This is a genomic window from Streptomyces sp. Ru71, from assembly GCF_002920535.1.
Lineage (GTDB): Bacteria > Actinomycetota > Actinomycetes > Streptomycetales > Streptomycetaceae > Streptomyces.
In genome coordinates, this window is the sequence record NZ_PQSS01000097.1 from 1 (window position 1) to 25,947 (window position 25,947).

Below are 25,947 nucleotides of genomic sequence, written 5' to 3' on the forward strand. Positions count from 1 at the left end.
CCCAGGCTGATGGACATCGCGCCGTCGAGCGGGGCGCGCACCAGGCCGCGCAGCAGGTTGATACGCGGGGTGCCGATGAACGCGGCGACGAAGACGTTGCGCGGCAGGGCGTAGACCTCGCGCGGGGTGCCGACCTGCTGGAGCACCCCGCCGCGCATGACGGCCACCCGGTCGCCCAGCGACATGGCCTCGCCCTGGTCGTGGGTGACGTAGACGGTGGTCACGCCCAGGTCCCGGGTGAGCGTGGAGATCTCGGCGCGCAGGTGGTTGCGCAGCTTGGCGTCCAGGTTGGACAGCGGTTCGTCCATGAGGAAGGCCGACGGATGGCGGGCGATGGCCCGGCCCATGGCGACGCGCTGCCGTTCACCGCCGGAGAGCTGGGCGGGGAAGCGGTCCAGGAGGTCCTCGATGCCGAGCATGCGGGCGGTGGCGTCCACGCGGGGGCGCGGGTCGGCACCCGGGGACTCGATGCGCAGCGGGAAGCCGATGTTGTCGCGGGTGGTCATGCTCGGGTAGAGGGCGAAGTTCTGGAACACCATCGCCATGTCCCGGGCGGAGGGCGGCAGGTCGTTGGCCCACTCGCCGTCCAGCATCAGGGTGCCGTCGGTGATCTCCTCCAGACCGGCGATCATGCGCAGCACGGTCGACTTGCCGCACCCGGAGGGGCCGAGCAGGACGAGGAACTCGCCGGGCGCGATGTCCAGCGTGAGCCGGTCCACCACGCGGGCGCCCTTGGCGTAGACCTTGCTGATGTCGTGCAGGGAGATGGCGCGTGTCATGAGTGTCGTCCCTGGGGCCGGAGGGGGGCGCTGCTGCTCCGCGGTCGGACGCCCCGTGCGGGTTGTACGGGGCGTTTGGGTCACGGAAGTTAACGGAACGCACACGGCCTGGGGAAGACATCGGGCGGCACCTGACGCTCCCGTCCAGCTGGTGAGAAAGCGGACGGGAGGATTCAGGTGTTCATCTGACGCCGGTCAGGTGGGCGAAGACGACCACGTTGCTGGTGTATCCCGTGCGCCGGCTGAACAGGCCTCCGCAGGTGATCACGCGCAGCTCCGGGCGCCGGGACGGGCCGTACACCTCCTTGTCCGGGAAGCCGGACTTGTCGAACACGCGCACCCGGTCCACCGTGTAGACGGCCGTGCGGCCGTCCGCGCGCTCGACCTCGATGGTCTTGCCCGGCTTGACCAGGGCGAGTCCGGCGAAGACGGCGGGGCCCTTGGTGGTGTCGCGGTGGCCGACGGCGATCGCGGTGCCCGGCTCGCCGGGGGTGGCCCCGCCCTGGTACCAGCCGACCAGCCGGGGCCGGTCCACCGGAGGCGTCCGCAGCTCCCGGTCCTTGTTCAGCCGCAGTCCGACGACCGGGGCGTCGATGCCGAGGGACGGGATGCGGAAGGTCGTGGGACGGGACCGCGGCAGCGGACCGTTCGGGGGTGTCGGACGGGCCCTGACGCGGGCCACCTTGGGACTGGGCCGGGCCGCCGTGGGGCCGACGCCGGGGGCGGCCGCCGTGGGGGTGCCCCCTGGGCCGGTCGCCGCGGGGGTGCCGCCCGGGCGGGCCGGCGTGGCGCTGCTCCCCGGGCCGGCCGACGTGACGCTGCCACCAGGGCGGGTCGCCGTGGGGCCGCCGGGGCGGGCCGGCGTGGGGCTGCCGCCGGGGCGGGTGGGGGCGGCGTCGTCCCGGTCCCCGTCCGGTGCGTCGGCGCGGGCGGGCGGCACGCCGGCGACCGCCGCCACGTCCGGCCCGCCCGCCCGCTGTGGGGCGGCCGACTGGTCGTGTCCCGAGCACCTGACCCCCACCGTCACCAGGACGACCGTCAGCACGGCCGTCCTGGTGAGCCGGTAGGCACGCGTCCGGTGCCAGGGCCTGCGCCTGCGCCTAGGCGGCACCATGGTTGCGCCGGCGCATCATCCGGAAGTACACGGCGGCGCCGACGGCGACCACACCGACCCCCGCCGCCGCGGTCACCGGCGTGTAGGCGGCCGCCGTGTCGATGAGGCCGCCGCCGCCCGCGTGCACCCCGCCGCGCGGCCCGTTCTGGTCGCGGCCCCAGGCCGCGTCACCGTGCTGCTCGCGGTCCTCGATCTGCCCGGGGCCGTGCGCCCGGCCCTCCTTCTCGGGGCACCTGACGCGGAACACCTTCTCCTTGGGCGTGCCCCCGATGATCCAGGTCAGCTTGTACTGACCGTCGGCCAGCCCGAGGGGGTCGGTGTGCCCGGCGCCGCCGGCCAGCGGGATGGCGCCCTGGGTGGTGGCGGCGGTGGGCAGCGGGGGCTGCGCCTCGATCGTGTAGGCGACGGTCGTCAGCCGGTCGAAGTTGACCGCGTCGAGGTAGAACTTGCAGACCACGGAGTCTTCCTTGGACACGCCGTAGGGCACGTGCTCTCCGTGGATCCGGATGTCACCGTTCTCGCCCTGAGCCACCGCGGCCGGCGCCACGACCCAGGAGGCGCCGGAGGCCGCGAGGGCGGTGAGGACGACGGCGGCGCCTGCGCGAGCGCCGAAGGGACGTGGACGAGTCAGGGTGGGCATGCAGGTTCCTCCGAGCTAGGACGATTTTCATACAAATCGCTCTTTCGCCCTGGACTCTGCGACACGCACCCGACGCCTCATGGCAGCGACACCCGGCACGCCGTCAGATATCGCTCGTGCGGCGCAGCCCGGACCGCTTGCCCGTCCTCACCGGGCCCTCCCCGCCCCCGGCGGCCCGGCCCGCTTCGCCCGGCGCGCGCAGCGCGACCCCCGACGACAGCAGCAACAGCACCCCGAGCATCACGAACGGCGCGGCCACCCCCGCGAGCCCGGCGACCAGGCCCGCCGCCGCGGGTGCGGCCACCTGCCCCAGCCGGTTGCCCGTCAGCCGCAGGGCGAGCGCGGTGGAGCGGGCGCCGTCGGGGGCCGCCTGCACGACCGTCGTCATGGACAGCGGCTGCCCCACGCCGAGGCAGAAGCCCAGACCGACGAGCATCGCGCCGAGCCCCCACACCGGCACCGGCAGCGCGACACCGGCGCACAGCACGGCGGCCAGCAGGCAGGTCACCGTGAGCAGCAGCGTGCGGCCGAGCAGCCGCAGCAGCGGTGTGAGCACCAGCCGGCAGGCGATGGTGGCCGCCGCTCGCAGCGAGAGCAGGACGCCGATCACGGACGGCGCGATGCCGCGGTGCTCGCCGACCACCGGGAGGTAGGCGGTGAGGATGTCGGTCGCGGACAGCACCGCGAGGCTGACGAGGATGCCGGCCGGCACACCGCGTGTGCGCAGGATGCGCCCCACCGGCACCGGGTCGTCCTGCCCGGCACGGGACGCGGGCGCCGGGCCCCGGTGCTCGATGCGCCACAGCGAGGTGAACGCGGCCGCCGCGCCCGCGCCCGCCACCAGCAGGGCGAGCGCGCTGCTGCCGGCCCGGTCCGCGCCGCCGACGAGGGCGCCCGCGGCGATCGGACCGACGAGCTGGCCGAGGGAGGCGCCGATGGTGAAGTGCCCGAAGTTGCGGTCCTGTTCGTGCGGGGCGGACTGGCGCGCGACGAGCGACTGGGCGCCGATCACGAAGCACAGGTGGCCGAGGCCCATCACCCCGCTCCAGACCGCCATCGCCCACAGTGACCCGGCGAGGCCGCTCAGCGCGCAGCCCCCGGCGATGAGCACCACGCCGACCGGCAGCAGGGGTGCGCAGCGGCCGTGGTCGGTGCGGCGGCCAAGCGGTACCGCGGCGAAGAGCGGCAGCAGCGCGTAGACACCGGCGATGACGCCGACCGCCCGCTCGTCGGCGCCCAGCGCGAGGGCCCGGTAGGAGACGGCGGGCCGGGCCATCGACACCGCCCCCTGCGCGAAGCCGAAGGCGATGACGAGGCGGAGCAGCCAGCCGCGGTTCCCACCGGGCCTCATGACACGGACCTCCGGGTGCTCAGATGATGCCGAACAGGATGCCCGCGCCGAGTACCACGAGGGAGGTGAGCGCGGCCCACTTCACGACGAACCGGGTGTGGTCGCCGAACTCGACCTTGGCCATGCCGACCAGGACGTACACGGCCGGGACGAGCGGGCTGGACATGTGCAGCGGCTGGCCGACGAGCGAGGCGCGGGCGATCTCCAGGGAGGAGACTCCGTGCGCGTGCCCGGCCTCGGCGAGGACCGGCAGGATGCCGAAGTAGAAGCCGTCGTTGGACATGAAGTAGGTCAGCGGGATGCTCAGCAGGCCGGTGACGAGGCCCATGTGCGGGCCCATGCCGTCGGGGATGTTGTGCACCAGCCACTTGGCCATGTGGTCGACCATGCCGGTGCCCTGGAGGACTCCGGTGAAGACGGCGGCGGCGAAGACCATGCCGGAGACGTTGAGGACGTTCTCGGCGTGGGCGGCGATACGGGCCTTCTGGTCCGGCATGTGCGGGAAGTTGACGGTGAGCGCCAGCGCGGCACCGAGCAGGAACAGCACCGGGATCGGCAGCCACTCCATGATCATGGCGGTGAGCAGGGTCACCGTGAGCAGCGCGTTGAACCAGTACAGCTTGGGGCGCAGGGTGGCGCGGTGCGGGTCCAGGCCCTGGAACTCCTCGTCCTCGGACGCGTCGTTCAGGCCGGCGCCGCCGCCGGAACCGCCGGTGACGCCCTGGCCGGCGCCCTGCCCGCCCTTGCCGGTGCCCGCGCCCACGAGGACGGTCTCCTGCTCGGCGGGCTCCTCCACCAGCACCTCGTCCAGCGTCAGCACGCCGAGCCGCTTGCGCTCGCGGCGGCCGAGGACGTAGGCGAGGGCGATGACGAACACCAGGCCCATGGCCAGGGCCGGGATCATCGGCACGAAGATGTCGCTGGCGTCGAGCTTGAGCGCGGTGGCCGCGCGGGCGGTCGGGCCGCCCCACGGCAGCGTGTTCATCACGCCGTTGGCCATGGCGGCGACGCCGGTCATCACGACCAGGCTCATCTTCAGGCGCTTGTACAGCGGGTACATCGCCGACACCGTGATCATGAAGGTGGTCGAGCCGTCGCCGTCCAGCGAGACGATGGCGGCGAGCACGGCGGTGCCGACGACGATGCGCAGCGGATCGGCTTTGCAGAACTTGAGGATTCCGCGCACGATCGGGTCGAAGAGCCCGACGTCGATCATCACACCGAAGTAGACGATCGCGAACATCAGCATCGCCGCGGTGGGGGCGAGGCCGGTGACTCCGTCGATGACGTAGTCGCCGAGCTTGGCGCCCTTGCCGACGAACACGCAGAAGAGCGCGGGAATCAGCACGAGCGCCGCGATCGGCGACATCTTCTTCAGCATGATCAGGACCAGGAAGGTCGCGATCATGGCGAAGCCGAGGATGGTCAGCATGAGTGGATACCTAACGTTCGCCCTTGAACATCCCACCAGGGGCCGGCGGTGCGATGACGTTAGGTCGCGTCAAACGGCGTTAACAAGACGTTGACGCGCGAGCAATAAGCGCAAAACTCCAGGTCACAGCTTTGCTCAGGTCAGCGCACCCTCGATTTCGGTCACTGGGGCCACCTCGACGGGGACGCCGTTGAGGACCGCGTTGCCCGACAGCGGGTCGAGCAGGCTGCCGTCGAGGAGCTGGTTGACGTTGGCGCCCGGGTCGCCGGCGGCATGGTTCAGCCGGGTCCCGGGACGGTCGTGGCCCCAGCCGTGCGGGAGGCTGACGACGCCGGGGCGGACCGCGTCGGTGACCTCGGCGGGGGCGGTGACCTCTCCCCCGGCGCCCTTGACGCGCACCACGGCCCCGTCGCGCACGCCGAGCCGCTCGGCGTCGGCCGGGTTGAGGTGCAGGGTGCAGCGGTTGGAGCCGCCGGTGAGGGCCGGGATGTTGTGCATCCAGCTGTTGTTGGAGCGCAGATGGCGCCGGCCGACCAGGACCAGGCCGTCCGGGCGTTCGCGCAGGGCCGCGCGCAGCCGGGGCAGGTCCCCGGCGATCGGCGCCGGCAGCAGCTCCACCTTGCCGCTCACCGTCTTCAGCGGCTGCGGCAGGCGGGGCCGCAGCGGGCCGAGGTCGATGCCGTGCGGGTGGGCGAGCAGTTTCTCCAGCGTCAGCCCGTCGGGGCGGGCGCCGAAGCCGTCGCCGTAGGGGCCGAGGCGCAGCATCAGGTCGAGCCGGCGCTCGGGGCCGGTGTCCCCGGTGAGCTGTGCCGTCAGCTCTGCGGTGTCCCGGCCGTGCACGGGCGAGTGCGGGTCGCGGACCGCCTTGTTCAGCGTCTGCTCGATCACCATGGCATCCACGGCGGACGGATCGGCGCCGTGCATGCCCGTCACGGCGAGGATGAGCCGGGCGAGGATCTCCGTCTCGGCCATCCGGTCCGGCTCCAACGGGACGGCGGGGCGGGAGTAGCGGACCTGGTTGCGCACGGCGAGGGTGTTGAAGGCGAAGTCGTGGTGCGGGCTCTGCGCGGGCGGGGGCGGCGGCAGGACGACGTCGGCGTGGCGCGAGGTCTCGTTGAGGTACGGGTCGACGCTGACCATGAAGTCCAGCGAGGCCAGGGCCTTGTCGAGGCGGTCACCGTCGGGGGCGGACAGCACGGGGTTGGCGGCGATCGCGATGAGCGCGCGGACCGGCTCGCCGTCCTCGGTGACGGTGTCGATCTCCTCGGCGAGCGCGGACAGCGGCAACTCGCCCTTGGCCTCGGGGTGCTTGGCGACCCGGGAGTGCCAGCGGCCCAGCCGGAAGCCGTGCCCGGGGCCGGCGGGGCGGGGCGCCTTGTCGGTGGCGGCCTGCGGGAAGAGCGCGCCGCCGGGGCGGTCGAGGTTGCCGGTGAGGATGTTGAGGACATCGACGAGCCAGCTGGCGAGGGTGCCGTGCGGGACGGTGCAGCTGCCGATGCGGCCGTAGACGGCGGCGGACTCGGCGGCGGCCAGCTCGCGGGCGAGGGTGCGGACGACGCCGGCTTCCAGGTCGCACGCCGGGGCCACGGCTTCGGGGGTGAAGTCCCGCAGGGCTTCGCGGAGTTCGTCGACGCCCTGGACGTGCGGGGCCAGGTCGCCCAGCCGCACGAGGTCTTCCGCGAAGAGGACGTTCGCCATCGCCGCGAGGAGCAGGGCGTCCGTGCCGGGGCGGATCGCGAGGTGCCGGTCGGCGAGTTTCGCGGTACGGGTGCGGCGCGGGTCGATCACCGTGAGCGTCCCGCCGCGGGCCTTGAGCGCCTTCAGCCTGCCGGGGAAGTCGGGCGCGGTGCACAGACTGCCGTTGGACTCCAGGGGGTTGGCGCCCAGGAGCAGCAGATGATCGGTGCGGTCGAGGTCGGGGACCGGGATGAGGTTGGCGTCGCCGTACAGCAGGCCGCTGGAGACGTGCTTGGGCATCTGGTCGACGGTGGACGCGGTGAACAGGCTGCGGGTGCCGAGGGCGCCGACCAGCACCGGCGGGTACAGGCCGCCCGCCATGGTGTGCACGTTGGGGTTGCCGAGGACGACGCCGACGGCATGCGGTCCGTGCCGTTCGACGACCGGGCGCAGGCCGGCGGCGACCGCGTCGAAGGCCTCCTGCCAGGTGGCCTCGCGCAGTTCGCCGTCCCGGCGGACCAGGGGGACGCGCAGCCGGTCGGGGTCGGCGTCGACGGCGCCGAAGGAGGCGCCCTTGGGGCAGATGAAGCCCTGGCTGAAGACGTCGTCGCGGTCACCGCGGGCGCTGGTGACGCGGGTGCCCTCGATGGTCAGGGTCAGCCCGCAGGTGGCCTCGCACAGGGGGCAGATTCGCAGGGCGGTGCGGGACACGGGTCCTCCCGGGGTGCGGCGCGGCGTCGGTCGGTGACGCACGGACGCGGCCGAGCATACCGACCGGTATGGCCAAAGGGGAGCCCTGCGCCGGGACCCGTCGCGACACGGGGTGCCGGGACCCGGCGCGGCGCAGGCCTCCCCCGCGCCGCACCCCGTCACCCCCGCCGGCGCTCAGTCCAGCACCCGGCCCAGATACGCCCGCAGCAGCTCCCGGGTCTCCGCGATGATCCCCTCGTCCCCCTGGGCGTCCATCCGGAAGGCCAGCTGGACCAGGGTGTCGGCCGTCTCCACCGCGACCAGGAACGTGCGGCGCAGTGCCTCGTCCGGTTCGCGCCGCAGGAAGCCCGCCAGCAGGTCGGTCAGCCGCCCGGTGACCCGCAGGTTGGGCTCGGCGTGCGGGGTGCCGACCGGGATCTGGTTGCCGAAGTCGACGAGGGAGAATCCGGGCGCCGTGCGCTTCATCGCCAGGTACTCGTCCAGCACGGCGTCCATCGCCGCGCGCCAGTCGCCCCGGGCGACCTTCTTGAGCCGCTCGGTGACGCGCTCGGTGTAGCGGTCGAGGTTGCGCTGTGCCAGCGCGTCGGCCATCTGCCGCTTGTTGCCGAAGAACCGGTAGACGGAGCCGATGGGCACACCGGCGCGCAGCGCGACCGCACGGGTGCTCAGGGCGTCGTAGCCGACCTCGTCCAGCAGCTCGGCGCACGCGTCGAGGATCCTGGTCAGCCGTTCGGCACTGCGCCGCTGCACGGGCGCACGGCGTAGGGATGTCGCGTGGGGCACGGGCATCATGATGCCTTTCCGCCGGGGTCCGGTGAACCTCACCCCCCGGTACGCGTACGAGCGCCCGTGCCACTCATCACGGGGGCCCGCCGGCCGCCACCCCGGTGGCTCCGACCCCGGACGCCGTGATGTCCGCCGTGCTCTCGACGGGCTTGCCGTCGACCGCCCAGACGGTGCCGTCGTCGGCGTAGAGGCGGACGGTGACGTGGTGCAGGCCCTGCGGGACGAGCCGGGCCGGCAGCCGGTGGGCGGGGGTGCGCAGCTGGGCGACCGGGCGGCCGTCCACGGACAGGCGTGCCGTGCCGCGCCCGGCCACCGCCTCGGCCCTCACCCCGGCCGGCGACAACCGGAAGCGGCGCAGGACCAGCCGTACGTCCCAGGCGCCGCCGGCGGCGGGCTGCACCTGGACGCCCACCTCGGGGGCGTGTTTCGCGCCGATCTCGCGATAGTGCCGCCCTTCCTCGTCCGTGTCGTCGAGGACCTTGCCCACCGGTGCGGTGGTGTCCCCCGTGCCCTGTACGTCCGGTCCCCGCCCCTCGCCCCGGCCGCAGCCCGCCGGCCCCAGAAGCAGCAGGCCGGCGACCGCGGACACGGCGAGGGATCCGCGCGTCCACGCCATGTCGCGGAGCGTAGGACACCGTCGCGATCTCCCGGATCCTCCTGAGGTCGGGTTCCGGCCGTAGTCCTGGAGTAGGGCCGGTACCCCTTGCGCCCGCGAAACCGCAATCCTACGGTGTTGCATAGGAATGCGGGACGAGGGAATCCGGCACCTGAACAGCGCAAGGGAGCGATGTGCATGAGCGGGGACGCGCGCAAGACGGCCGAGGGGCTGACCTATCTGTCCGGATTCGGCAATGAGCACAGCTCGGAGGCCGTCCCGGGCGCCCTGCCCGTCGGCCGCAACTCACCCCAGCGCGCCCCCCTCGGGCTGTACGCGGAGCAGCTGAGCGGTACGGCGTTCACCGAGCCGAGGGCGCACAACCGCCGCTCGTGGCTGTACCGCATCCGCCCCTCGGCCGCCCACCCGGCCTTCACCCGCGCCGGCAACGGCGCGATCCGCACGGCCCCCTTCACCCAGACCGCGCCGGACCCGAACCGGCTGCGCTGGAACCCGCTGCCCGCGCCGGGGCCCGAGACGGACTTCCTGGCCGGGCTGTGGACGCTCGGCGGCAACGGCGACGCCACCCAGCGCACCGGCATGGCCGTGCACCTGTACCACGCCAACGCCTCCATGGACCGGGTCTTCAGCGACGCGGACGGCGAGCTGCTGATCGTGCCCGAGCGCGGCGGGCTGCTGCTGCGCACGGAGTTCGGCCTCCTGCACGCCGAGCCCGGCCATGTGGCGCTGATCCCGCGCGGGGTGCGCTTCCGGGTGGAGCTGCTCGACGGGAGCGCCCGGGGGTACGTCTGCGAGAACTACGGCGCCGCCTTCCGGCTGCCCGACCTCGGCCCGATCGGCGCCAACGGCCTGGCCAACGCCCGTGACTTCCAGGCGCCGGTCGCCGCGTACGAGGACGTGGAGGGCCCGGTGGAGGTGGTGAACAAGTTCTGCGGCAACCTGTGGCAGGCGACCTACGACCACTCGCCGCTGGACGTCGTCGCCTGGCACGGCAACTATCTGCCGTACGTCTACGACCTGCGCCGCTTCAATGTGATCGGGACGATCTCCTACGACCACCCGGACCCGTCGATCTTCACGGTGCTGACCTCGCCGAGCGACACGCCTGGCCTGGCCGGCGTCGACTTCGTCGTGTTCGCGCCGCGCTGGCTGGTCGGCGAGGACACCTTCCGGCCGCCGTACTTCCACCGGAACGTGATGAGCGAGTACATGGGCCTGATCGAGGGCGCCTACGACGCCAAGACGGCCGGGGAGGGGGGTTTCGTGCCGGGCGGCGGCTCGCTGCACAACATGATGTCGGCGCACGGCCCGGACCGGGAGACGTTCGACAGGGCGAGCAGCGCGGAGCTGAAGCCGCAGAAGATCGACGACGGGCTGGCGTTCATGTTCGAGACCCGCTGGCCGGTGACCCTCACCCCGCACGCGGCCCGCGCGGACCACCTCCAGCAGCGTTACGACGACGTCTGGCAGGGGCTGGAGCGTCACTTCCGTCCCTTGCACTGACCCCTCGCCGACCGGTACGGATGGCCCCGTGACCTCCTTCGCCCCGGATTCGATCGTCCTGAACCGCAAGCTGCCGCTGTGGTACCAGGTGTCGCAGTCGCTGCGCGCCTCGATACTCGGCCGGTCGCCCCAGGACCCGCTGCGCCTGCCCACCGAGGAGCAGCTGGCCGGGCACTACGGCGTGAGCGTGCTGACCATGCGGCAGGCGCTGAAGGAGCTGGAGGAGGAGGGGCTGATCACCCGGCACCGGCGGCGCGGCACGTTCATCGAGCCCGACGCCCAGCGGGGCGCCCCGGTGCGGCTGCTGGGCTCGGTGGACGCGATCGTGGCCCAGCAGTCGGGCATGGTCACCGAGCTGCTGGAGCACGGCAGCGGTCCCGTCCCGGCCGAACTCGCCGGGTTCTTCCCGGATCTGGAGCAGGCGGCGACGTACCACCGGCTGCGCTGCGACGAGAAGACGGGTGAGCCGACCAACCACGCCCGCAACTGGGTGCGGCCCGAACTGGCCGACCGCATCGACGCCGAGGACCTGACCCGCTGGCCGATGACGAAGGTGCTGCGGGACGTGGTGGGCGTGGACATCAGCCGCATCACGGACACCGTGGAGGCCCGGCTGGCCGACCCGGAGACGTCCCGGCTGCTGCAGGTGCCGCTGCTGAGCCCGATCCTGCACTACACGGGCGTCACCTACGACCAGCGGGGACGGGTGCTGGACGTGGTCGTCATCCACTACCGCGGCGACCGCTTCTCCTTCACGGTCACCCTCGACGCCCACTGACCCCGACGACCGGGCCCGGGCCCGTCGTACGATGCCCGGCGTGACGTACGACGACGCTCCGTTGCTGGCGGACCTCATGCCGTGGTCCGTCGCACCGCCGCGGCTCGGTCGCAGCTGGCCCACGGGCCCCGACGCGGCGTCCTTGAAGGCCCGCTGGGACGCGCTGCTGAGGGCCGAACCCGCCGACCGCCTGGCCCTGTTCGAGCCGACCCGGGCCCGCACCCTGGACTCTGCGGTCGCGCAGCTGCCGGGTCAGCGGGCCGGCACGGAGAGACTCGCGCGGGCGTCGGGGCCGTGCCCGGAGCCGGTACGGGCGCTCGTCGCGCCGTTCGACGAGCAGTGGCTGATCCCCGACCACCGGCTGATCGACGCGGCCCGGCCGGAGCTGTGGCGGGTGGCGGACGAGCGGCAGGTGTTCGTGGTGGAGCCGGCGGACACACTGCTGGCCACCTCCCGCTTCCCACTGCTGCGCGGCGCCCGCGTCCGCCCGCTGTACCGCCGCCCGGGAGGCGCGGAGCCCAATCTGGCCCCCGGCCTGCTCGGCCACCTCGCCGCCCGCCTCGGCCACCCGGTCACCGCGCCGGACGTCCTGGCGTGGACGTTCACGGCCGTCCGCCCGGACCGGACGGTGCCGCTCACCGAGGACCCCGAGCTGTGGGCGCGCGGTGTGGAGCTGGGCCGGCGGGCGCTGTGGCTGATGCGGCGTGACGGGGAGCGGCCCAAGCTGCCCGGCGGCCGGCGCCCGTATGTCCGCGCCCCGCTGCCGGCCCGCCCGCTGTCGCTGGACTACGACCGCGAGGAGGAGGCCCTGCTCCTGGAGGAGGGCCGTATCGCGCCGGTGCCGGCCGCCGCGTGGGACTACGAGGTGGACGGAGCGCGGGTGCTGGAGCAGTGGTTCGCGGCGCGCGTCGCCGAGGGCGAGCCGGGCACCCTGGCCGCGATCCGCCCGGCCGCCTGGCCGCAGGCGTGGACGTCGGAGCTGCTGGAGCTGATCACCGTCCTGGCGCTGCTGGCGGACGTCCGAGCCCGGCGGGACGAGTGGGAGACCGCCTCCCCCGTCACCGCCTCCGAGCTGCGCGCGGCGGGCGTCCTGCCGGTGCCGGACGCGGCACGCCGGCCGGCGTCGGTCCTGGACACCCAGGAGGAGGGCCCGGAGGGGCAGTTGGCGCTGCTCTAGCTCCGGGGCGCGTAGGAGTCCAGCAGCCTGCCCAGCAGCCGGTCGAAGGCCTGCTCCGGGTCGTCCGGCGGCGCCACCCCCTGCGCGAACAGCGCCGCCAGGTGCGGGTAGTCCCCCGTCATCACCTGCCCCATCATGTACGCGCCCCGCACGGCCTGCTCCTGCTCCTCGGTCCAGGGAACGGACCGGGTCCGTTCGGCGATGGCCTGCTCGTTGGCGACGAAGATCATGACCGAGCCGTTGACCATGCCGATGAGCTCCAGCTTGGTGCCCGGCGGCACGTCCAGCGGCCGCAGACAGGCCAGGCACCAGTCGAGGTAGCGCAGGGCGTTGGGGCTGATGCTGTAGGCGGTCGTCATCACGCGCACCACCCAGGGATGGCGCCGCATGATGTCGCGGGTCTGCCGGGCCATGCCCAGCATGTCCGCGCGCCAGTCGCCGCTCGGCTCGCCGGACAGCTCGTACTCGCCGCTGACCAGGTCGACCATCAGCTCGTACAGGTCCTCCTTGCGCGGCACGTAGTTGTACAGCGACATCGTGCCGCAGCCGATCTCGGCCGCGACGCGCCGCATGGAGACCGCGTCCAGGCCGTCCGCGTCGGCGATGCGCACGGCCGCCGCCGCGATGTCCGCGCGGCTGTACGCGGGTTTCGGGCCGCGGCCCGCGCGCTCGGGGCGCGTCCAGATCACCTCGGGTTCGGCCGCTCGGCCCGCCATCGATCATCACCTCTCCCACCATCGTAGTTACGTACGGCGTACGTAGTGGGGTATGGTAACGGCATGGAGACTACGTACGCTGTACTTAGTGAAGGGCTGGAGAAGAGCTTCCGTGACGTCCGGGCGCTGCGCGGACTGGACCTCGCGGTGGCCGAGGGGACGGTCTGCGGGCTGCTCGGGCCGAACGGCGCGGGCAAGACGACCGCCGTGCGCATCCTGACCACGCTGCTGACGCCGGACGCGGGGACCGCGCGGGTCGCCGGGCACGACGTGGTGCGCGACGCGGCGGAGGTCAGGCGGCGGATCGCGGTCACCGGGCAGTACGCCTCGGTGGACGGCGACCTCACCGGCGCCGAGAACCTGCGTCTGTTCGCGCGGCTGCTGCGCGTGCCGCGGCAGCGGGCCGACGAACTGCTGGAGCGGTTCGGGCTGACCGGAGCCGCGGACCGGCCCGCACGCACCTACTCCGGCGGGATGCGCCGCCGCCTGGACCTCGCCGCGAGCCTGGTGGCCCGGCCGGCGGTGCTGTTCCTGGACGAGCCGACGACCGGCCTGGACCCGCGCAGCCGGGGCGCCATCTGGGACGCGGTACGGGACCTGGTGCGCGAGGGCACCACCGTGCTGCTGACCACGCAGTACCTGGAGGAGGCCGACCAGCTGGCCGACGACGTCGTGCTGATCGACGAGGGTCGCGCCGCGCACCGGGGCAGCCCGGCCGAGCTCAAGGCGCGGATCGGACGGTACGCCGAGGTGGTGGTCGCCGAGGACGGCGGCTCCCCCGCCCTGCACGCCGCCGCGGTGGTGCTGGACCAGCTCACCGGCGCCCAGCCGGTGCTCGACTCCGAGCGGGCCACCGCCGGCGCGCTGGTCCTCGATCCCGCTCTCACCCTCCCCTCGCTCGTGCGCGCCCTCGACGCGGCCGGAGTGCCGGTGATCGACGCCGCTCTGCGCCCGCCCACCCTCGACGAGGTTTTCCTGCGCCTCACCGGACGACAGGAGGTGGCCGCGTGAGCGCGGTCCTGCACGACGGCACGGCGATGCTCGGCCGCCATCTGCGGCGCATCCGGCACGCGCCCGCGATCACGGTCATGACGCAGACGATGCCGATCGTCTTCCTGCTCTTCTTCGGCTACGTCTTCGGCAGCGCCCTGGCCATGCCCGGCGCCGAGTACCGGGCCTTCCTGGTGCCGGGGATGCTGGTGGCGACCGCCGCGAACGGGATCATGACCGGCATGTTCACCGCCGCCCAGGACTCCCACCGCGGGGTGATGGACCGCTTCCGCACGCTGCCGGTGAGCCGCTCGGCGGTCCCGCTCGGCCAGTCGGCCGCCGATCTGCTCACCACCGCCGCCGGCCTGGTGCCGCTGCTGCTGGTGGGGCTGGCGATGGGCTGGCGTGCCGAGGGCGGCTGGCTGCGCACGGCGGGTGCGTTCGGGCTGCTGCTGCTCTTCCGGTGTGCGGCCACATGGATGGGCATCCTGCTGGGCCTCGCCTCGCAGAGCGAGGAGGCGGCCGGGCAGCTGGGCAGCGCGACCTTCATGCTGCCGCTGCTGTCCAACGCCTACATCCCGGTCGACGGCATGCCCGCCTGGCTGCGCGTGATCGCCGAGTGGAACCCGATCAGCGCGGTGACGACGGCCCTGCGGGACCTGTTCGGCAACGCGCCCGTGCCCGAGGGGGCCGCCTGGCCGGTGGCCCACCCGGTGGCCGGATCGCTGGCCTGGTGCGCGGTGCTGATCGCGCTCTGCGCACCGTTGGCCGTGCGCCGGTACGCGCGCGGGGAGAGCTGAATCACTGCTGACAAAGCAGGGGCCGCGGGTCATGATCCGGTCCATGGACCAGCTCCCGCTGCCCCTGGAGGGCATCACCGTCGTCGCCGTCGAACAGGCCGTCGCGGCCCCGTTCGCCACCCGCCAGCTCGCCGATCTGGGCGCGCGGGTGATCAAGGTCGAGCGGATCGACGGCGGTGACTTCGCCCGTGGCTACGACACCGCCGCGCGCGGTCTGGCCTCGCACTTCGTGTGGTGCAACCGCGGCAAGGAGTCGATCGCGCTGGACCTGAAGGACCCGCGCGGTCTCGCCGTCGTCCGGCGGCTGATCGCCGGGGCGGACGTCTTCGTGCAGAACCTGGCCCAGGGTGCGGCGGCCCGGCTCGGCCTGGACGCGGCCACGCTGTGCGCGAGCGACCCGCGGTTGATCGCCGTGGACATCTCCGGGTACGGCGCGAGCGGCCCGTACGCGGACAAGCGGGCCTACGACATGCTCGTGCAGTGCGAGGCGGGTCTGGTGTCGGTGACCGGCACGCCCGAGCAGCCGGTGAAGGCGGGCGTCCCGGCCGCCGACATCGCGGCCGGCATGTACGCCTTCTCGGGCGTGCTGGCGGCGCTGGTGCGGCGCGGGACGACCGGGCGGGGCGGTCCGGTGGAGGTGTCGATGCTGGAAGCGCTCGCGGAGTGGATGGGCCACCCGCTGCACCATGTGCTGCACGGCGGGACTCCCCCGGCGCGCACGGGTCTCGCGCACGCCGTCATCGCGCCGTACGACGCCTATCCGACGGCGGACGGCGGGCGGGTGCTGCTGTCGGTGCAGAACGACCGGGAGTGGCGGCGGCTGGCCGAGCAGGTGCTGGAGGACCCGCGGGCGGGCACGGACGCGGCGTTCGCGACGAACGCGGCGCGGGTCGCCCATCGGGAGCGGACGGACGAGCTGGTCGCCGCGGCGCTGGCGAAGCTGGACACCGACGAGGCGCTGCGGCGCCTGGAGGGCGCGGGCATCGCCTGCGCGCGGCTGCGGGACGTGACGGAACTGGCGGAGCATCCGCAACTGGCGGCCCGTCAGCGGTGGCGGGAGGTGGGGTCGCCGGTCGGGCCGCTGCGGGCGCTGCTGCCCCCGATCACGCTGCCGGGCGGGGCGGAGCCGCGGATGGGGGACGTACCCGCGCTCGGCGAGCACACCGGGGCGGTGCTGCGCGCCGTGGGGATGACGGACGACGAGATCGCAGCGCTGCGCCGGGACGGTGTGGCCGCCTGAGCGCGGACCGTCAGTGCCGGTGGCCGCCGAACAGCGAACGGCGCAGCCGGCGCAGCGGCGCGAACAGCGAGACCTTGCTGACCCGGGCCCGCCGGGAGGTGGCGCCGTGCGCGCTGTCACGCGTCGTCAGTTCGCGCATCAGCGAGGTCGCCTCGACCGTCTCGCGTTGCGGTATGGCGGGACCCGCCAGCACCGAGAGATGGCGGTCGAGGCGCGAACTGGTCGCGCTGCTCCCGCAGGTGATCGCAGGGACCCTGGCCCTGCTGCGCATCGTTATCTGATCCATGTCACTCCCCACCCGTACGAGTCCACCCGGCCCGGGCAGGGTAACCCTATCGCCCCGGTGGGGCACCCGTGTATCGAGGCCACAGGATTCACCTTCCCCGTAAGGGGGTTGACGACTCCTCCATGGTTACTCTCCGAATCCGACCGAATCCAGGGCGAGTTGGACAACCGGCCTGCTGGTGGGCTGAGCCGAGCCACCGTCAGGCTCGACGGTCACAGCGAGTGATGTCGACGTCGGGGTGAGACCGGACGCGACCAAGGGCGTGTCGTCGCGCAGGAGCCCGAGGGAACGGGGCTGTGCGCCGGGGCGCATGAGCCAGAGCTGGCGGACGCGCCCGGCGGGCGGGGCGTCGTATCCGCGCAGGGTGATCACCGCCCGCCGCTGCGATACGGAAGCGATCACTCCGATCGTGCCGCCGCGCCCGTCCCGCCCGGTCGCCGCCCGCGCGTCCTCGGCGGCCAGAACGTGGGCGATCTCACGTGCCCGGTCCCGCTCGGCGTCGAGCCGGTCCTGAGTGCGGTCCGCCTGGACGGCGAACAGCGAGGCGACGACCAGCGCCGCGGCGGCCGTCGCCGTGGCGAGCGGCACCAGCAGGGGGCGCGGGCCCCGCGCACGGGAGCGAGCCGGGGGCGGCCGCATGCCCCAGACGTGCGGGGGCAGCCGGGGGGTGTGCGCCCGGTCGGGACCGGCTTCCTGCGGGGTGTCGCGTACGGCGGCCAGCACCCGGTCGCGCAGCGCGGCCGGCGCCGGGGCGGCGGCGGACCAGGCCAGCCGTACGGCGTCCTCGGCGAGGTCGCGCACCTCGGCGGCACAGCGGTCGCAGCGGGCCAGGTGCCGCTCGAAGCGGGCCCGCTCGGCGGGGTCGAGGGCGTCGAGCGCGTAGGGGGCGGCGAGCGAGTGCGGGGCCTCGCGGCCCAGGAGACGGCCGAACAGCGTCATACGGCACCCTCCCGGAACGCCCGCAACCGGACAGGCAGGTTCATGCCGCACCCCCGAGGCACTCGCGCAGCCGGGTCAGACCGTCGCGCATCCGGGTCTTGACCGTGCCGAGCGGCAGCGACAGCCGTTCGGCCACCTCACGGTAGGTGTAGCCGTCGTAGTAGGCGAGGGTGACGGACTGGCGCTGAAGGACCGTCAGCCGGTCCAGGCAGCGGCGCACCCACTCCCGCTCCAGACCGGCCTCGACCTCCTCGGCGACCTGGTCGAAGGCGGGCGTGGCGGCCCGCGCGGCCTCGCGCTGCTCACGTTCGCCGGCCGCGCGGGCGCTGCGCACCCGGTCCACGGCCCGGCGGTGGGCGAGGGTGAGGACCCACGCCAGCGCGCTGCCGCGCCGGGGATCGAAGCGGGCGGCGGACCGCCACAGTTCCAGCAGCACCTCCTGCGCCACCTCCTCCGCCTGCGCGGCGTCCCGCACCACGCGCCGCACCAGCCCGAACACCGGCCCGGACACCAGGCCGTACAACTCCTCGAAGGCCCGCTGGTCACCCCCGCCGACCCGGACCAGCAGCTCGTCCGCCACCACCCGGTCCCCCTCCCGGCCGCACCGGCCCCGTCCCCGCACCCCAGGCATCCGCACCCCACACACCTCCGGACGGAGGTACGGATGGCGAGGCCGAAAACGCGGGTCTGGCGGGTACCGAAACAAATCCGCCGCTGGACCAATCCGCCGCCACCCGCGCTGCGAATGGAGGACGTCAGGCAAGTCGGCACACAGGACGGACGGTATGACACCCATCTCCAGCAGTGGCCGGGCGCGCGGCCCTCTCGCGGCCCTGATGTGCGGGGCGCTCGCGGCCGCCGGTCTCGCGGCCGCCGCCACCACCGCGTTGACACCGAGCGCGGCGCACGCGTCCAGCCACCGCGAGGCCCCGCTGATCTCGGGCACCCCGCAGTACGACAACACGGACCTGTACGCGTTCGTCAGCCCGGACCGGCCGGACACGACGACGATCGTGGCGAACTGGATCCCCTTCGAGGAACCGGCGGGCGGCCCGAACTTCTACCCCTTCGCCGAGGACGCACAGTACGACCTGCACATCGACAACGACGGTGACGCACAGGGGGATCTGCTCTTCCGCTACACGTTCACCACGCACACCAAGAACAAGGACACGTTCCTCTACAACACCGGTCCGGTCGACAGCCTCGACGATCCGGACCTGAACGTGACGCAGACGTACGACATCGATCTGATACGGCTCAAGCACCAGCACATGGCGTCGAAGACGAAGATCGCCGACGACGTGCCGGTGGCACCGTCCAACGTCGGCAAGGCGTCCATGCCCCACTACGGCATGCTGCGCGACCAGGCCGTGCACAAGCTGCCGGGCGGAGCGGTGACCTTCGCCGGGCAGGCCGACGACCCGTTCTTCCTGGACCTGCGGGTCTTCGACCTGCTGTACGGCGGGAACCTGTCCGAGGTCGGCAACGACACGCTCAAGGGCTACAACGTCAACTCCATCGCCCTGCAGGTCCCCACCGACATGATCACCGAGTCGGCCCACCAGCCGGTCGTCGGCATCTGGTCCACCACGCAGCGCAAGAACGCGCACGGCCACTACACGCAGGTCTCCCGGCTGGGCAACCCGCTGGTCAACGAGGTGGTCAACCCGCAGAAGGACAAGGACGTCTTCAACGCCTCCGCCCCCTGGGAGGACGCGCGGTTCCTGAAGAACGTCACCAACCCCGAGCTGCCCAAGCTCATCGAGGGCATCTACAAGATCAAGGCACCGGCCGAGCCGCGCAACGACCTGGTCGACGTGTTCCTCAAGGGCGTCAAGGGCCTCAACCAGCCGCCGCACGTCACGCCCGCCGAGGAGCTGCGCCTGAACACCTCCGTCAAGCCCACGATGCACCCCAAGCGGCTCGGTGTCCTCGACGGGGACAACGCGGGCTTCCCCAACGGCCGCCGGCTGACCGACGACGTGATCGACGCCGCGCTCCAGGTCGTCGAGGGCGAGCTGGTGGGCTCCAAGAACGACCTGGGCGACGCGGTCGACGCCAACGACAAGGAGTTCGGCCACTCCTTCCCGTACCTGGCCGAGCCGACCGAGGGGTCGCGCGGACCGGTCGCCAAGGGCACGAGCGGCGGCACGGACGTGCGCAGCCAGCTGGGTGACGCGCTGCAGCCCGCCGGGAGCTCCCGGAACACCACCCTGATCGCCGCGTCCGCCGCCTCGGGCGCCGCCGGCGTCCTGCTGATCGGCACCGGGCTGGCGTGGTGGCGCCGGCGCGTGCGGCGGCCGTACTGAACCCGGGACACGAAACGGAGGGGACGTCGCCGCTGATGGACGACAACAGGAGTGCACGGCCCGGGTTCTGGCGGATCGCCGGGTGTGCCGCGCTGCTGGCCGTGGCGCTGACCGGAGGGAGCGTCGCGCTGGGCGGGGCGCGGGACGGCACGGGGGTGAACGTCGCCGCCGCGCCCGGCGCCGTGTCCTCGCCCGCCCTGCTGCGCGGCGGCGACCTTGACGCGGGCGTCCGGGCGCTGCAGGCCGGGCTGCGCGCCCAGCCGCGGGACTTCGCCGGCTGGGCCACCCTGGGCCTGGCGTACGTCGAGCAGGCGCGGACCACGGCCGATCCCTCCCGCTACCCGGAGGCGGCCCAGGCGCTGCGCCGCTCCCTGAGCCTGCGCCCGGGCAACGACGCCGCGCTCGCGGGCCGCGCCGCCCTCGCCGCGGCCCGGCACGACTTCGCCGGCGCGCTCGCCGACGCCGACCGCGCCCTCGCGCTGAACCCGTACAGCGAGCGCGCCCTGTGCAGCCGCGTCGACGCCCTCGTCGAACTCGGCCGGTACGAGGAGGCGGCGCGGGCGGCGGACACGGCGGACGAGCGGCGGCCGGGCGTGCCGGTGTTCACCCGGTACGCGTACGTGCGGGAGCTGCGGGGCGACGTGATCACGGCCCGGCGGGTCCTGGAGCAGGCCCTGGCCGCCGCGACCACGCCCGGTGACGTCGCCTACGTCGCCACCCAGCTCGGCCAACTGGCCTTCAGCCAGGGCGACCACGCCGGCGCGCTGCGGCACTACGCCCGCGCACTGGCCGCCGACGACGGCTATCTGCCGGCCCTGGAGGGCCGGGCCCGCGCCCAGGCCGCCCTCGGCGACCGCGCCGCCGCGATCCGAGGTCTGGAGCAGGTCGTCGCCCGGGCTCCGCTGCCGGGTCCGCTCGTGGCGCTCGGCGAGCTGTACGAGGACCGCGGGGACCGGGCACGGGCGCGCGCGCAGTACGCGCTGGTCGACGCCTGGATCGCGCTGGCCCGCGCCAACGGGGTCGACGCCGACCTCGACACCGCGCTCGCGGCCGCCGACCACGGCGACAAGGCGGCGGCCCTGCGCGCCGCCCGTGCCGAGTGGTCCCGCCGCCGCACGGTGCACACCGAGGACGCGCTCGCCTGGGCGCTGCACGTCAACGGGCGGGACACCGAGGCACTGCCGCACGCGCGGCGGGCCCTGGCGACGGGATACCGCAACGCCCCGTTCCTGTATCACCTCGGCATGATCGAGCGCGCCACCGGGCACCGGTCCGAGGCGGACGCCCACCTGCGGGCGGCCCTGGACCTGAACTCCGGCTTCTCGCCGCTGGGTGCCCGCGCGGCGCGTGCGGAGGTGGCCCGGTGAGGCGTCTCGTTCCCGGCGCGGTGAGGCGCCCCGTGCCGTACCCGGTGAGGCGCCCGCTCGTGCCGTACCCGGTGAGGCGCCTTCTCGTGTCCGGTGCCGGTGTGCTGCTCGCCGCCGGCGCCCTCACCCTGGCGTCCGCGCCGGGTGCCGCCGCGCACCCCCTGGGCAACTTCACCGTCAACCGCTACGACGGCCTGGTCGCCGCCCCGGGCGAGCTGCGCGTCGACCACGTCGAGGACCTGGCCGAGATCCCGGCGGCACAGGCCCGGCCGGAGATCGAACGGCTGGGGCTGAGCGGCTGGGCCAGGGCCCGGTGCGCCGCGGCGGGGCACGGCAGCGGCGTCACCGTGGACGGCCGCCGGCTCGCCCTCACCGTCGGCCGCCATGCCGTGCGCGAGCGGCCCGGGCAGGCCGGACTGCGGACCCTGCGGGTGGAGTGCCGGTTCACGGCTCCCCTGCCCCGGGACCGGGCCGTGACCGTCGCGTTCCACAGTGCCGGTGCCACCTCCGGCCCCGGCTGGCGGGAGATCACCGCGCGGGGCGACCGGATGACGCTCACCGCATCCGACGTACCGCAGGAGTCCTCCTCGCACGAACTGACGAGCTATCCGCGGGAGTTGCTCTCCTCTCCGGCCGACACCACGACGGCGGCCCTGCGGGTGCGGCCGGGCGGTCCCGCGCTCACCGAGGCCCCGGAGCGAGGGGACGCGCCCGCCGCCTCCGTGCTGCCGCGGGGCGCCGACCGCTTCACGCGCGCGCTGGACGGCCTGGTCGCCCGGCACGACCTGACCGTGGGCTTCGCCGCGCTCGCCCTGCTCGTCGCGGTCGGTCTGGGCGCGCTGCACGCGCTGGCCCCGGGCCACGGCAAGACCGTGATGGCGGCCACGGCGACCGCCCGCGGCGGCCGGGCCCGGCTGCGGGACGTCCTGCCGCTCGCCGCGTCCGTGACCGTGACCCACACGCTGGGCGTGGTCGTCCTGGGCCTGCTGGTCACGGCGGGCTCCGCCGCGGCGCCCTCGGTGATCGCCTGGCTGGGTGTCGCTAGCGGCGCCCTGGTGACCGCGGCGGGCGTGACGCTCGTACGACGGGCCTGGCACGACCGCGGGCACCGCGACGGTCACCATCACCACCATCACCACGTACACGAGCACGATCACGGTCACAGTCACGATCACGATCACCACGCGCACGGTGAGCACGATCACCCGCACCCCACCCTCCGCGGCACGCTGCTGCTCGGCTTCGCCGGGGGGCTGGTGCCCAGCCCGTCGGCCGTGGTCGTCCTGGTCGGTGCGGCGGCCCTGGGCCGGGCGTGGTTCGGGCTGCTGCTGGTCGTGGCGTACGGCGCCGGGCTGGCGCTGACGCTGACCGCGGCCGGGGTGGCCGTGGTCCGGCTGGGCGGCACGGCGGCGCGGGCGCTGGGCCGGCGTCCGCACTGGGCGGACGGTGCGGCGGCCGCGCTGGTGCGGCGGGCGGCTCCGCTGGGCTCGGCGTCCGTCGTGGTGGTGCTGGGCGCCGGATTGGTGCTCAAAGGGGCGGCAACGGCCCTCGGGTGAGTTACTTTCGTGGAGGAGCAGGGATGTCCGCCCGGATGGGATTGGGGGCGCCCGTGTCCGGAGAGCCGGGCCGTGAACGGCTGATCGCGGGCCGCTACCGACTGCTGTCCCCGCTCGGTCAGGGCGGCATGGGCACGGTGTGGCGGGCGCGCGACGAGGTGCTGCACCGCGAGGTCGCCGTCAAGGAGGTGCGCGCCCCGGCCGGGTTGCCGGCCTCCGACGTGGAGCGGATGTACGCCCGTCTGGAGCGCGAGGCCTGGGCGGCGGCCCGGGTGACCAGCCGCAACGTGGTCACGGTGTACGACGTGGCGACCGAGGACGGCCGCCCCTGGATCGTGATGGAGCTGGTGCGGGGCATCTCGCTGGCCGAGCTGCTGGACGCCGAGGGGCCGCTGACCCCGCGCCGGGCCGCGCACATCGGCGCCGAGGTGCTGGCCGCGCTGCGGGCCGCGCACGAGGTCGGGGTGCTGCACCGGGACGTGAAGCCGGCGAACGTGCTGCTGGCCAACGACGGCCGGGCGGTGCTGACCGACTTCGGGATCGCGCTGGTGGAGGGCAGTTCGGCGCTGACGATGACCGGGGAGGTCATCGGCTCACCGGAGTTCCTCGCCCCCGAGCGGGCGCTGGGCCGCAGACCGGGACCCGAGTCGGACCTGTGGTCGCTGGGCGTGCTGCTGTACGCGGCGGTCGAGGGCCACTCCCCGTTCCGCCACGACACCCCGATCAGCACGCTGCGCGCGATCGTCGACGAGGAGCTGCCGCCGCCGCGCCGGGCCGGCCCGCTGGCCCCGGTGATCGCCGGGCTGCTGCGCAAGGACCCGGCCGAGCGGGTGCCGGCGGACGTCGCCGAGCGGGATCTGCGGGTGATCGGCGCCGGGGGCGCACCGCGCGCGGACACGGCGCCGCTCGGGCCGTACGCCCCGACGGCGGTCCTGCAGCACGGTGAACCGGCGCCGACGCCGCCGCTGCCCGTGCCCGTGCCCTCCGACGCGCCCATGGACGCACCGGAGCCGGGCCGTCGCCGCCGTGGCGCCGCCGTGTTCCTCGCGGGCCTGGCCGCGCTCGCGCTGGCGGCCGGCGGGCTGACGTACGCGCTGCTGCACGGAAACGGCGACAACGGGGGCGGGAAGGCGGCGGCCACCACGGCCCGGCAGACCCCTGCCCCGACGCCGAGCCACGAGCCCACGCACCGTCAGGACACGCCGACGCCCACGCCGAGCCACAGCAGCAGCCCGCCGACGTCCTCGGCGCCGCCGCAGTCCGTCACGGTGACGGTGACGGGCCGGCACACGGACTACACCGGCAGCTGCCCGCCGCCGGGCGCCGAGGCGCCGTCGTTCACGGCGACGTTCACGGTGGGCCGGCTGCCCGCGCTGGTGGAGTACCGCTGGGTGGCCCGGGACGGCGAGGTGACGGACACCGGCTGGAAGACGCTGTCGTTCCCCGACGGCGGGGAGCGGACGCGGCAGGACCGGGTGAGCGTGACGACGTACGACGCGAGCGGCACGTACCGCAACGCGCTCGGCGTGGAGGTGCGCTCTCCGGTGCGGACCACCTCGAACCAGGTGCCGTTCTCGGTGACGTGCGTGGAGGAGACCCCGTCGGGCGGGACCTCCCCCACGCCTTCGGCTTCCGGATCCCCGTGAGGAGTGAGGACCCGGGCGGCCGGTCTCAGGAGTTGTTCAGGACCGGCAGGTAGCCGCCCGACTGGCCGGCGGCGGTGGGGTGGTAGGACTCGCCGATGCTGAGCCAGTTGACGCTGTGCAGCCAGGAGCTGCCGGAGCAGATCTCGTGGCCGGTGAACGTGGTGCGGACGTCGCCGAAGGTGAAGCCGTGCGCGGCGGCGCGGCGGGCGACGGCGGCGTTGAGGTAGTCGGAGGCGCCGTTGATGGCGGAGCGCTTGGTCTCGGACAGGCCGAGGCAGCTGGTGCCGAGCTTGTAGAAGCGGGGGTAGCCGAGGACGACCACGTGGGCGTTGGGGGCCTTGGAGCTGATCGCCGAGTAGACGGTGTCGAGCTTGCCGGGGAGCGTGGAGTCGACGTACGCCTTGGCGGTGTTGATGCGGGCGATGCAGTCGCTGTCGGACTGGAGCACACACGTCGTCATGACGTCGGCGAATCCGGCGTCGTTGCCGCCGATGGTGATGGAGACCAGTCCGGTGGAGGTGCTGAGCGAGCCGATCTGGTTCGCCATCACTTCATCCGTCCGGGCGCCCGAACAGGCGACGAACGCGAACGACGAGGGGGCGTGCGCGGCGTTCCACAGGTACGGGTACGCCTTCGTGCTGCGGTCGCAGTCACCGCTTGAGCTGATGTAGCTGCCGGCGCCGACACCGGAGGAGTAGGAGTCGCCGAGGGCCACATAGCCGGTGGCCGCGGCGGTTTCGGAGGCCTGTGCCGCGCCGGCTCCGGTGAGGGCGGCGCCGGCGGCGAGGAGGAGTGAGCTGACGAATACGACAAGTCGGGAACGTCTCATGGAACCTCCCTTTAGCAGGATCTCTGCCGTAACCGTGGTACCAACTACGCGTGTTGACGGGAAGTGTCCATGTCAAGAATTTCCGCAAGCCTTCACAACCGGGCGCCACTGCTCCCCGTACGGCCATGCGTCGTTCAACTCCGAACGAATCAAGGCGTGCGGTCCTGCGGTGTCTTGACGCCCCCCTTGCGGCTGCGCGACTCTGAAGCCCGGCATCCGGCGCTTCGGGGGGCAAAGTCGCCAATGCAGACCATCCGTATCAAGACAGCTTCAACGGCTTCGGGCGACGACGCGGACAGAGCACGGACAGGACCGGGGAGGGACCTGTCGCCGCTGCTCGCGGGCGCCGCGACGGCCGTGGGAGCCGTCGGCCTGACGCTCGCGCTCATGGACACGGACACACCGCTGCGCGGTCCGTGCGCCGTCTTCTTCCTGTTCGCCGCCCCGGCCGTCGCCATCGGCGCGGCTCTGCGCGGGCTGGATCCGCTCGGTCGCCTGGTGTGTGCCGTTGCGGGCGCGATCGTTCTCAACATGCTGGTGACCCAGGGCATGCTCGCCGTGCACCGCTGGTCGGTGCGCGGCGGAGTCATCGCCGTGACCGCGCTCAGCGTCCTCATGCTCGCACTGGCGACGACCCGGCGCCGGCCCAAGCGGACCGAGACTACGGAGGTAACGGGCAAACCAGAAAAAGAGTGAGATCTC

General features: G+C 73.7%; 24 protein-coding genes. 11 read left to right on the forward strand and 13 right to left on the reverse strand.

What is annotated here, in order from left to right; all coding sequences use genetic code 11:
* The 8 genes from C3489_RS33925 to C3489_RS33960 all read right to left on the reverse strand — a co-directional run.
* The coding region (locus C3489_RS33925) for an ABC transporter ATP-binding protein (protein ID WP_146075387.1) at window positions 1-779 on the reverse strand (779 nt) is incomplete at its 3' end.
* Window positions 780-960: 181 nt separating this feature from the next.
* Window positions 961-1,821, reverse strand: a complete 861-nt coding sequence (locus C3489_RS39710; RefSeq protein WP_374936800.1) for a class F sortase — start codon at window positions 1,819-1,821, stop codon at window positions 961-963.
* Window positions 1,822-1,879: 58 nt separating this feature from the next.
* Entirely contained in the window at window positions 1,880-2,533 is a 654-nt protein-coding gene (locus C3489_RS33935) for a hypothetical protein (protein WP_103785967.1), read from the reverse strand.
* Between the two features lie 103 nt (window positions 2,534-2,636).
* Window positions 2,637-3,884, reverse strand: coding sequence for an MFS transporter (locus C3489_RS33940; protein ID WP_103785968.1), 1,248 nt, complete (start codon window positions 3,882-3,884; stop codon window positions 2,637-2,639).
* A gap of 19 nt (window positions 3,885-3,903) precedes the next feature.
* Window positions 3,904-5,316: a CitMHS family transporter gene (locus C3489_RS33945; protein WP_103785969.1), complete on the reverse strand. Its 1,413-nt coding sequence runs from the start codon at window positions 5,314-5,316 to the stop codon at window positions 3,904-3,906.
* Window positions 5,317-5,451: 135 nt separating this feature from the next.
* Entirely contained in the window at window positions 5,452-7,704 is a 2,253-nt protein-coding gene (locus tag C3489_RS33950; protein WP_103785970.1) for a molybdopterin oxidoreductase family protein, read from the reverse strand.
* Window positions 7,705-7,878: 174 nt separating this feature from the next.
* Window positions 7,879-8,496, reverse strand: coding sequence for a TetR/AcrR family transcriptional regulator (locus C3489_RS33955; protein ID WP_103785971.1), 618 nt, complete (start codon window positions 8,494-8,496; stop codon window positions 7,879-7,881).
* Window positions 8,497-8,563: 67 nt separating this feature from the next.
* Window positions 8,564-9,106, reverse strand: coding sequence for a hypothetical protein (locus C3489_RS33960; protein WP_103785972.1), 543 nt, complete (start codon window positions 9,104-9,106; stop codon window positions 8,564-8,566).
* 177 nt (window positions 9,107-9,283) lie between these two features.
* Here C3489_RS33960 and hmgA point away from each other — a divergent pair, with 177 nt between their 5' ends.
* The 3 genes from hmgA to C3489_RS33975 are packed head-to-tail and all read left to right on the forward strand — an operon-like array spanning window position 9,284 to window position 12,564.
* On the forward strand, window positions 9,284-10,609 hold the full coding sequence (gene hmgA, locus C3489_RS33965) for a homogentisate 1,2-dioxygenase (protein ID WP_103785973.1): 1,326 nt from the start codon (window positions 9,284-9,286) through the stop codon (window positions 10,607-10,609).
* 28 nt (window positions 10,610-10,637) lie between these two features.
* Entirely contained in the window at window positions 10,638-11,387 is a 750-nt protein-coding gene (locus tag C3489_RS33970; RefSeq protein ID WP_103785974.1) for a GntR family transcriptional regulator, read from the forward strand.
* Window positions 11,388-11,418: 31 nt separating this feature from the next.
* Complete coding sequence (locus tag C3489_RS33975; RefSeq protein ID WP_103785975.1) at window positions 11,419-12,564, forward strand: type ISP restriction/modification enzyme; 1,146 nt, start codon at window positions 11,419-11,421, stop codon at window positions 12,562-12,564.
* On the opposite strand, the gene C3489_RS33980 is transcribed toward C3489_RS33975, so the two are convergent.
* A complete protein-coding gene (locus C3489_RS33980) occupies window positions 12,561-13,280 on the reverse strand; it encodes a TetR/AcrR family transcriptional regulator (protein WP_103785976.1) in 720 nt (239 codons plus the stop codon). The two genes, C3489_RS33975 and C3489_RS33980, sit on opposite strands and share 4 nt — an antisense overlap.
* A gap of 63 nt (window positions 13,281-13,343) precedes the next feature.
* Between C3489_RS33980 and C3489_RS33985 the strand changes: the two genes are divergently transcribed.
* The 3 genes from C3489_RS33985 to C3489_RS33995 are packed head-to-tail and all read left to right on the forward strand — an operon-like array spanning window position 13,344 to window position 16,310.
* Complete coding sequence (locus C3489_RS33985) at window positions 13,344-14,291, forward strand: ATP-binding cassette domain-containing protein (protein WP_103785977.1); 948 nt, start codon at window positions 13,344-13,346, stop codon at window positions 14,289-14,291.
* A complete protein-coding gene (locus tag C3489_RS33990) occupies window positions 14,288-15,070 on the forward strand; it encodes an ABC transporter permease (protein ID WP_103785978.1) in 783 nt (260 codons plus the stop codon). The genes C3489_RS33985 and C3489_RS33990 overlap by 4 nt, the downstream gene beginning before the upstream one ends.
* 43 nt (window positions 15,071-15,113) lie before the next feature.
* The gene (locus C3489_RS33995; protein ID WP_103785979.1) at window positions 15,114-16,310 is read left to right on the forward strand and encodes a CaiB/BaiF CoA-transferase family protein; all 1,197 of its coding nucleotides are present in this window, start codon (window positions 15,114-15,116) and stop codon (window positions 16,308-16,310) included.
* Between the two features lie 10 nt (window positions 16,311-16,320).
* Here the strand turns inward: C3489_RS33995 and C3489_RS34000 are convergent, their stop codons facing one another.
* The 3 genes from C3489_RS34000 to C3489_RS34010 all read right to left on the reverse strand — a co-directional run bounded on the left by C3489_RS34000 (window position 16,321) and on the right by C3489_RS34010 (window position 18,118).
* Window positions 16,321-16,596, reverse strand: a complete 276-nt coding sequence (locus C3489_RS34000; RefSeq protein ID WP_103785980.1) for a hypothetical protein — start codon at window positions 16,594-16,596, stop codon at window positions 16,321-16,323.
* A gap of 126 nt (window positions 16,597-16,722) precedes the next feature.
* A complete protein-coding gene (locus C3489_RS34005; RefSeq protein ID WP_103785981.1) occupies window positions 16,723-17,535 on the reverse strand; it encodes an anti-sigma factor domain-containing protein in 813 nt (270 codons plus the stop codon).
* A gap of 40 nt (window positions 17,536-17,575) precedes the next feature.
* Window positions 17,576-18,118, reverse strand: coding sequence for a sigma-70 family RNA polymerase sigma factor (locus tag C3489_RS34010; RefSeq protein WP_103785982.1), 543 nt, complete (start codon window positions 18,116-18,118; stop codon window positions 17,576-17,578).
* A 202-nt stretch (window positions 18,119-18,320) separates the two neighbouring features.
* Here C3489_RS34010 and C3489_RS34015 point away from each other — a divergent pair, with 202 nt between their 5' ends.
* The 4 genes from C3489_RS34015 to C3489_RS34030 all read left to right on the forward strand — a co-directional run bounded on the left by C3489_RS34015 (window position 18,321) and on the right by C3489_RS34030 (window position 24,416).
* Window positions 18,321-19,847 carry a DUF4331 domain-containing protein gene (locus tag C3489_RS34015; protein ID WP_103785983.1) on the forward strand — a complete coding sequence of 509 codons (1,527 nt, stop codon included), beginning with the start codon at window positions 18,321-18,323 and terminating at the stop codon, window positions 19,845-19,847.
* The gene (locus C3489_RS34020) at window positions 19,814-21,214 is read left to right on the forward strand and encodes a tetratricopeptide repeat protein (protein WP_258055071.1); all 1,401 of its coding nucleotides are present in this window, start codon (window positions 19,814-19,816) and stop codon (window positions 21,212-21,214) included. The genes C3489_RS34015 and C3489_RS34020 overlap by 34 nt, the downstream gene beginning before the upstream one ends.
* 86 nt (window positions 21,215-21,300) lie before the next feature.
* Window positions 21,301-22,770: a sulfite exporter TauE/SafE family protein gene (locus C3489_RS34025; protein ID WP_103785988.1), complete on the forward strand. Its 1,470-nt coding sequence runs from the start codon at window positions 21,301-21,303 to the stop codon at window positions 22,768-22,770.
* 23 nt (window positions 22,771-22,793) lie between these two features.
* Window positions 22,794-24,416, forward strand: coding sequence for a serine/threonine-protein kinase (locus tag C3489_RS34030; RefSeq protein WP_258055072.1), 1,623 nt, complete (start codon window positions 22,794-22,796; stop codon window positions 24,414-24,416).
* A gap of 25 nt (window positions 24,417-24,441) precedes the next feature.
* On the opposite strand, the gene C3489_RS34035 is transcribed toward C3489_RS34030, so the two are convergent.
* Window positions 24,442-25,245 (reverse strand): SGNH/GDSL hydrolase family protein, encoded by an 804-nt coding sequence (locus C3489_RS34035; protein ID WP_103785984.1) that lies wholly within the window; start codon window positions 25,243-25,245, stop codon window positions 24,442-24,444.
* Between the two features lie 387 nt (window positions 25,246-25,632).
* On the opposite strand from C3489_RS34035, the gene C3489_RS34040 reads away from it, so the two are divergent.
* Window positions 25,633-25,941 carry a hypothetical protein gene (locus tag C3489_RS34040; protein WP_308460836.1) on the forward strand — a complete coding sequence of 103 codons (309 nt, stop codon included), beginning with the start codon at window positions 25,633-25,635 and terminating at the stop codon, window positions 25,939-25,941.
* The last annotated feature ends 6 nt before the right edge of the window (window positions 25,942-25,947 follow it).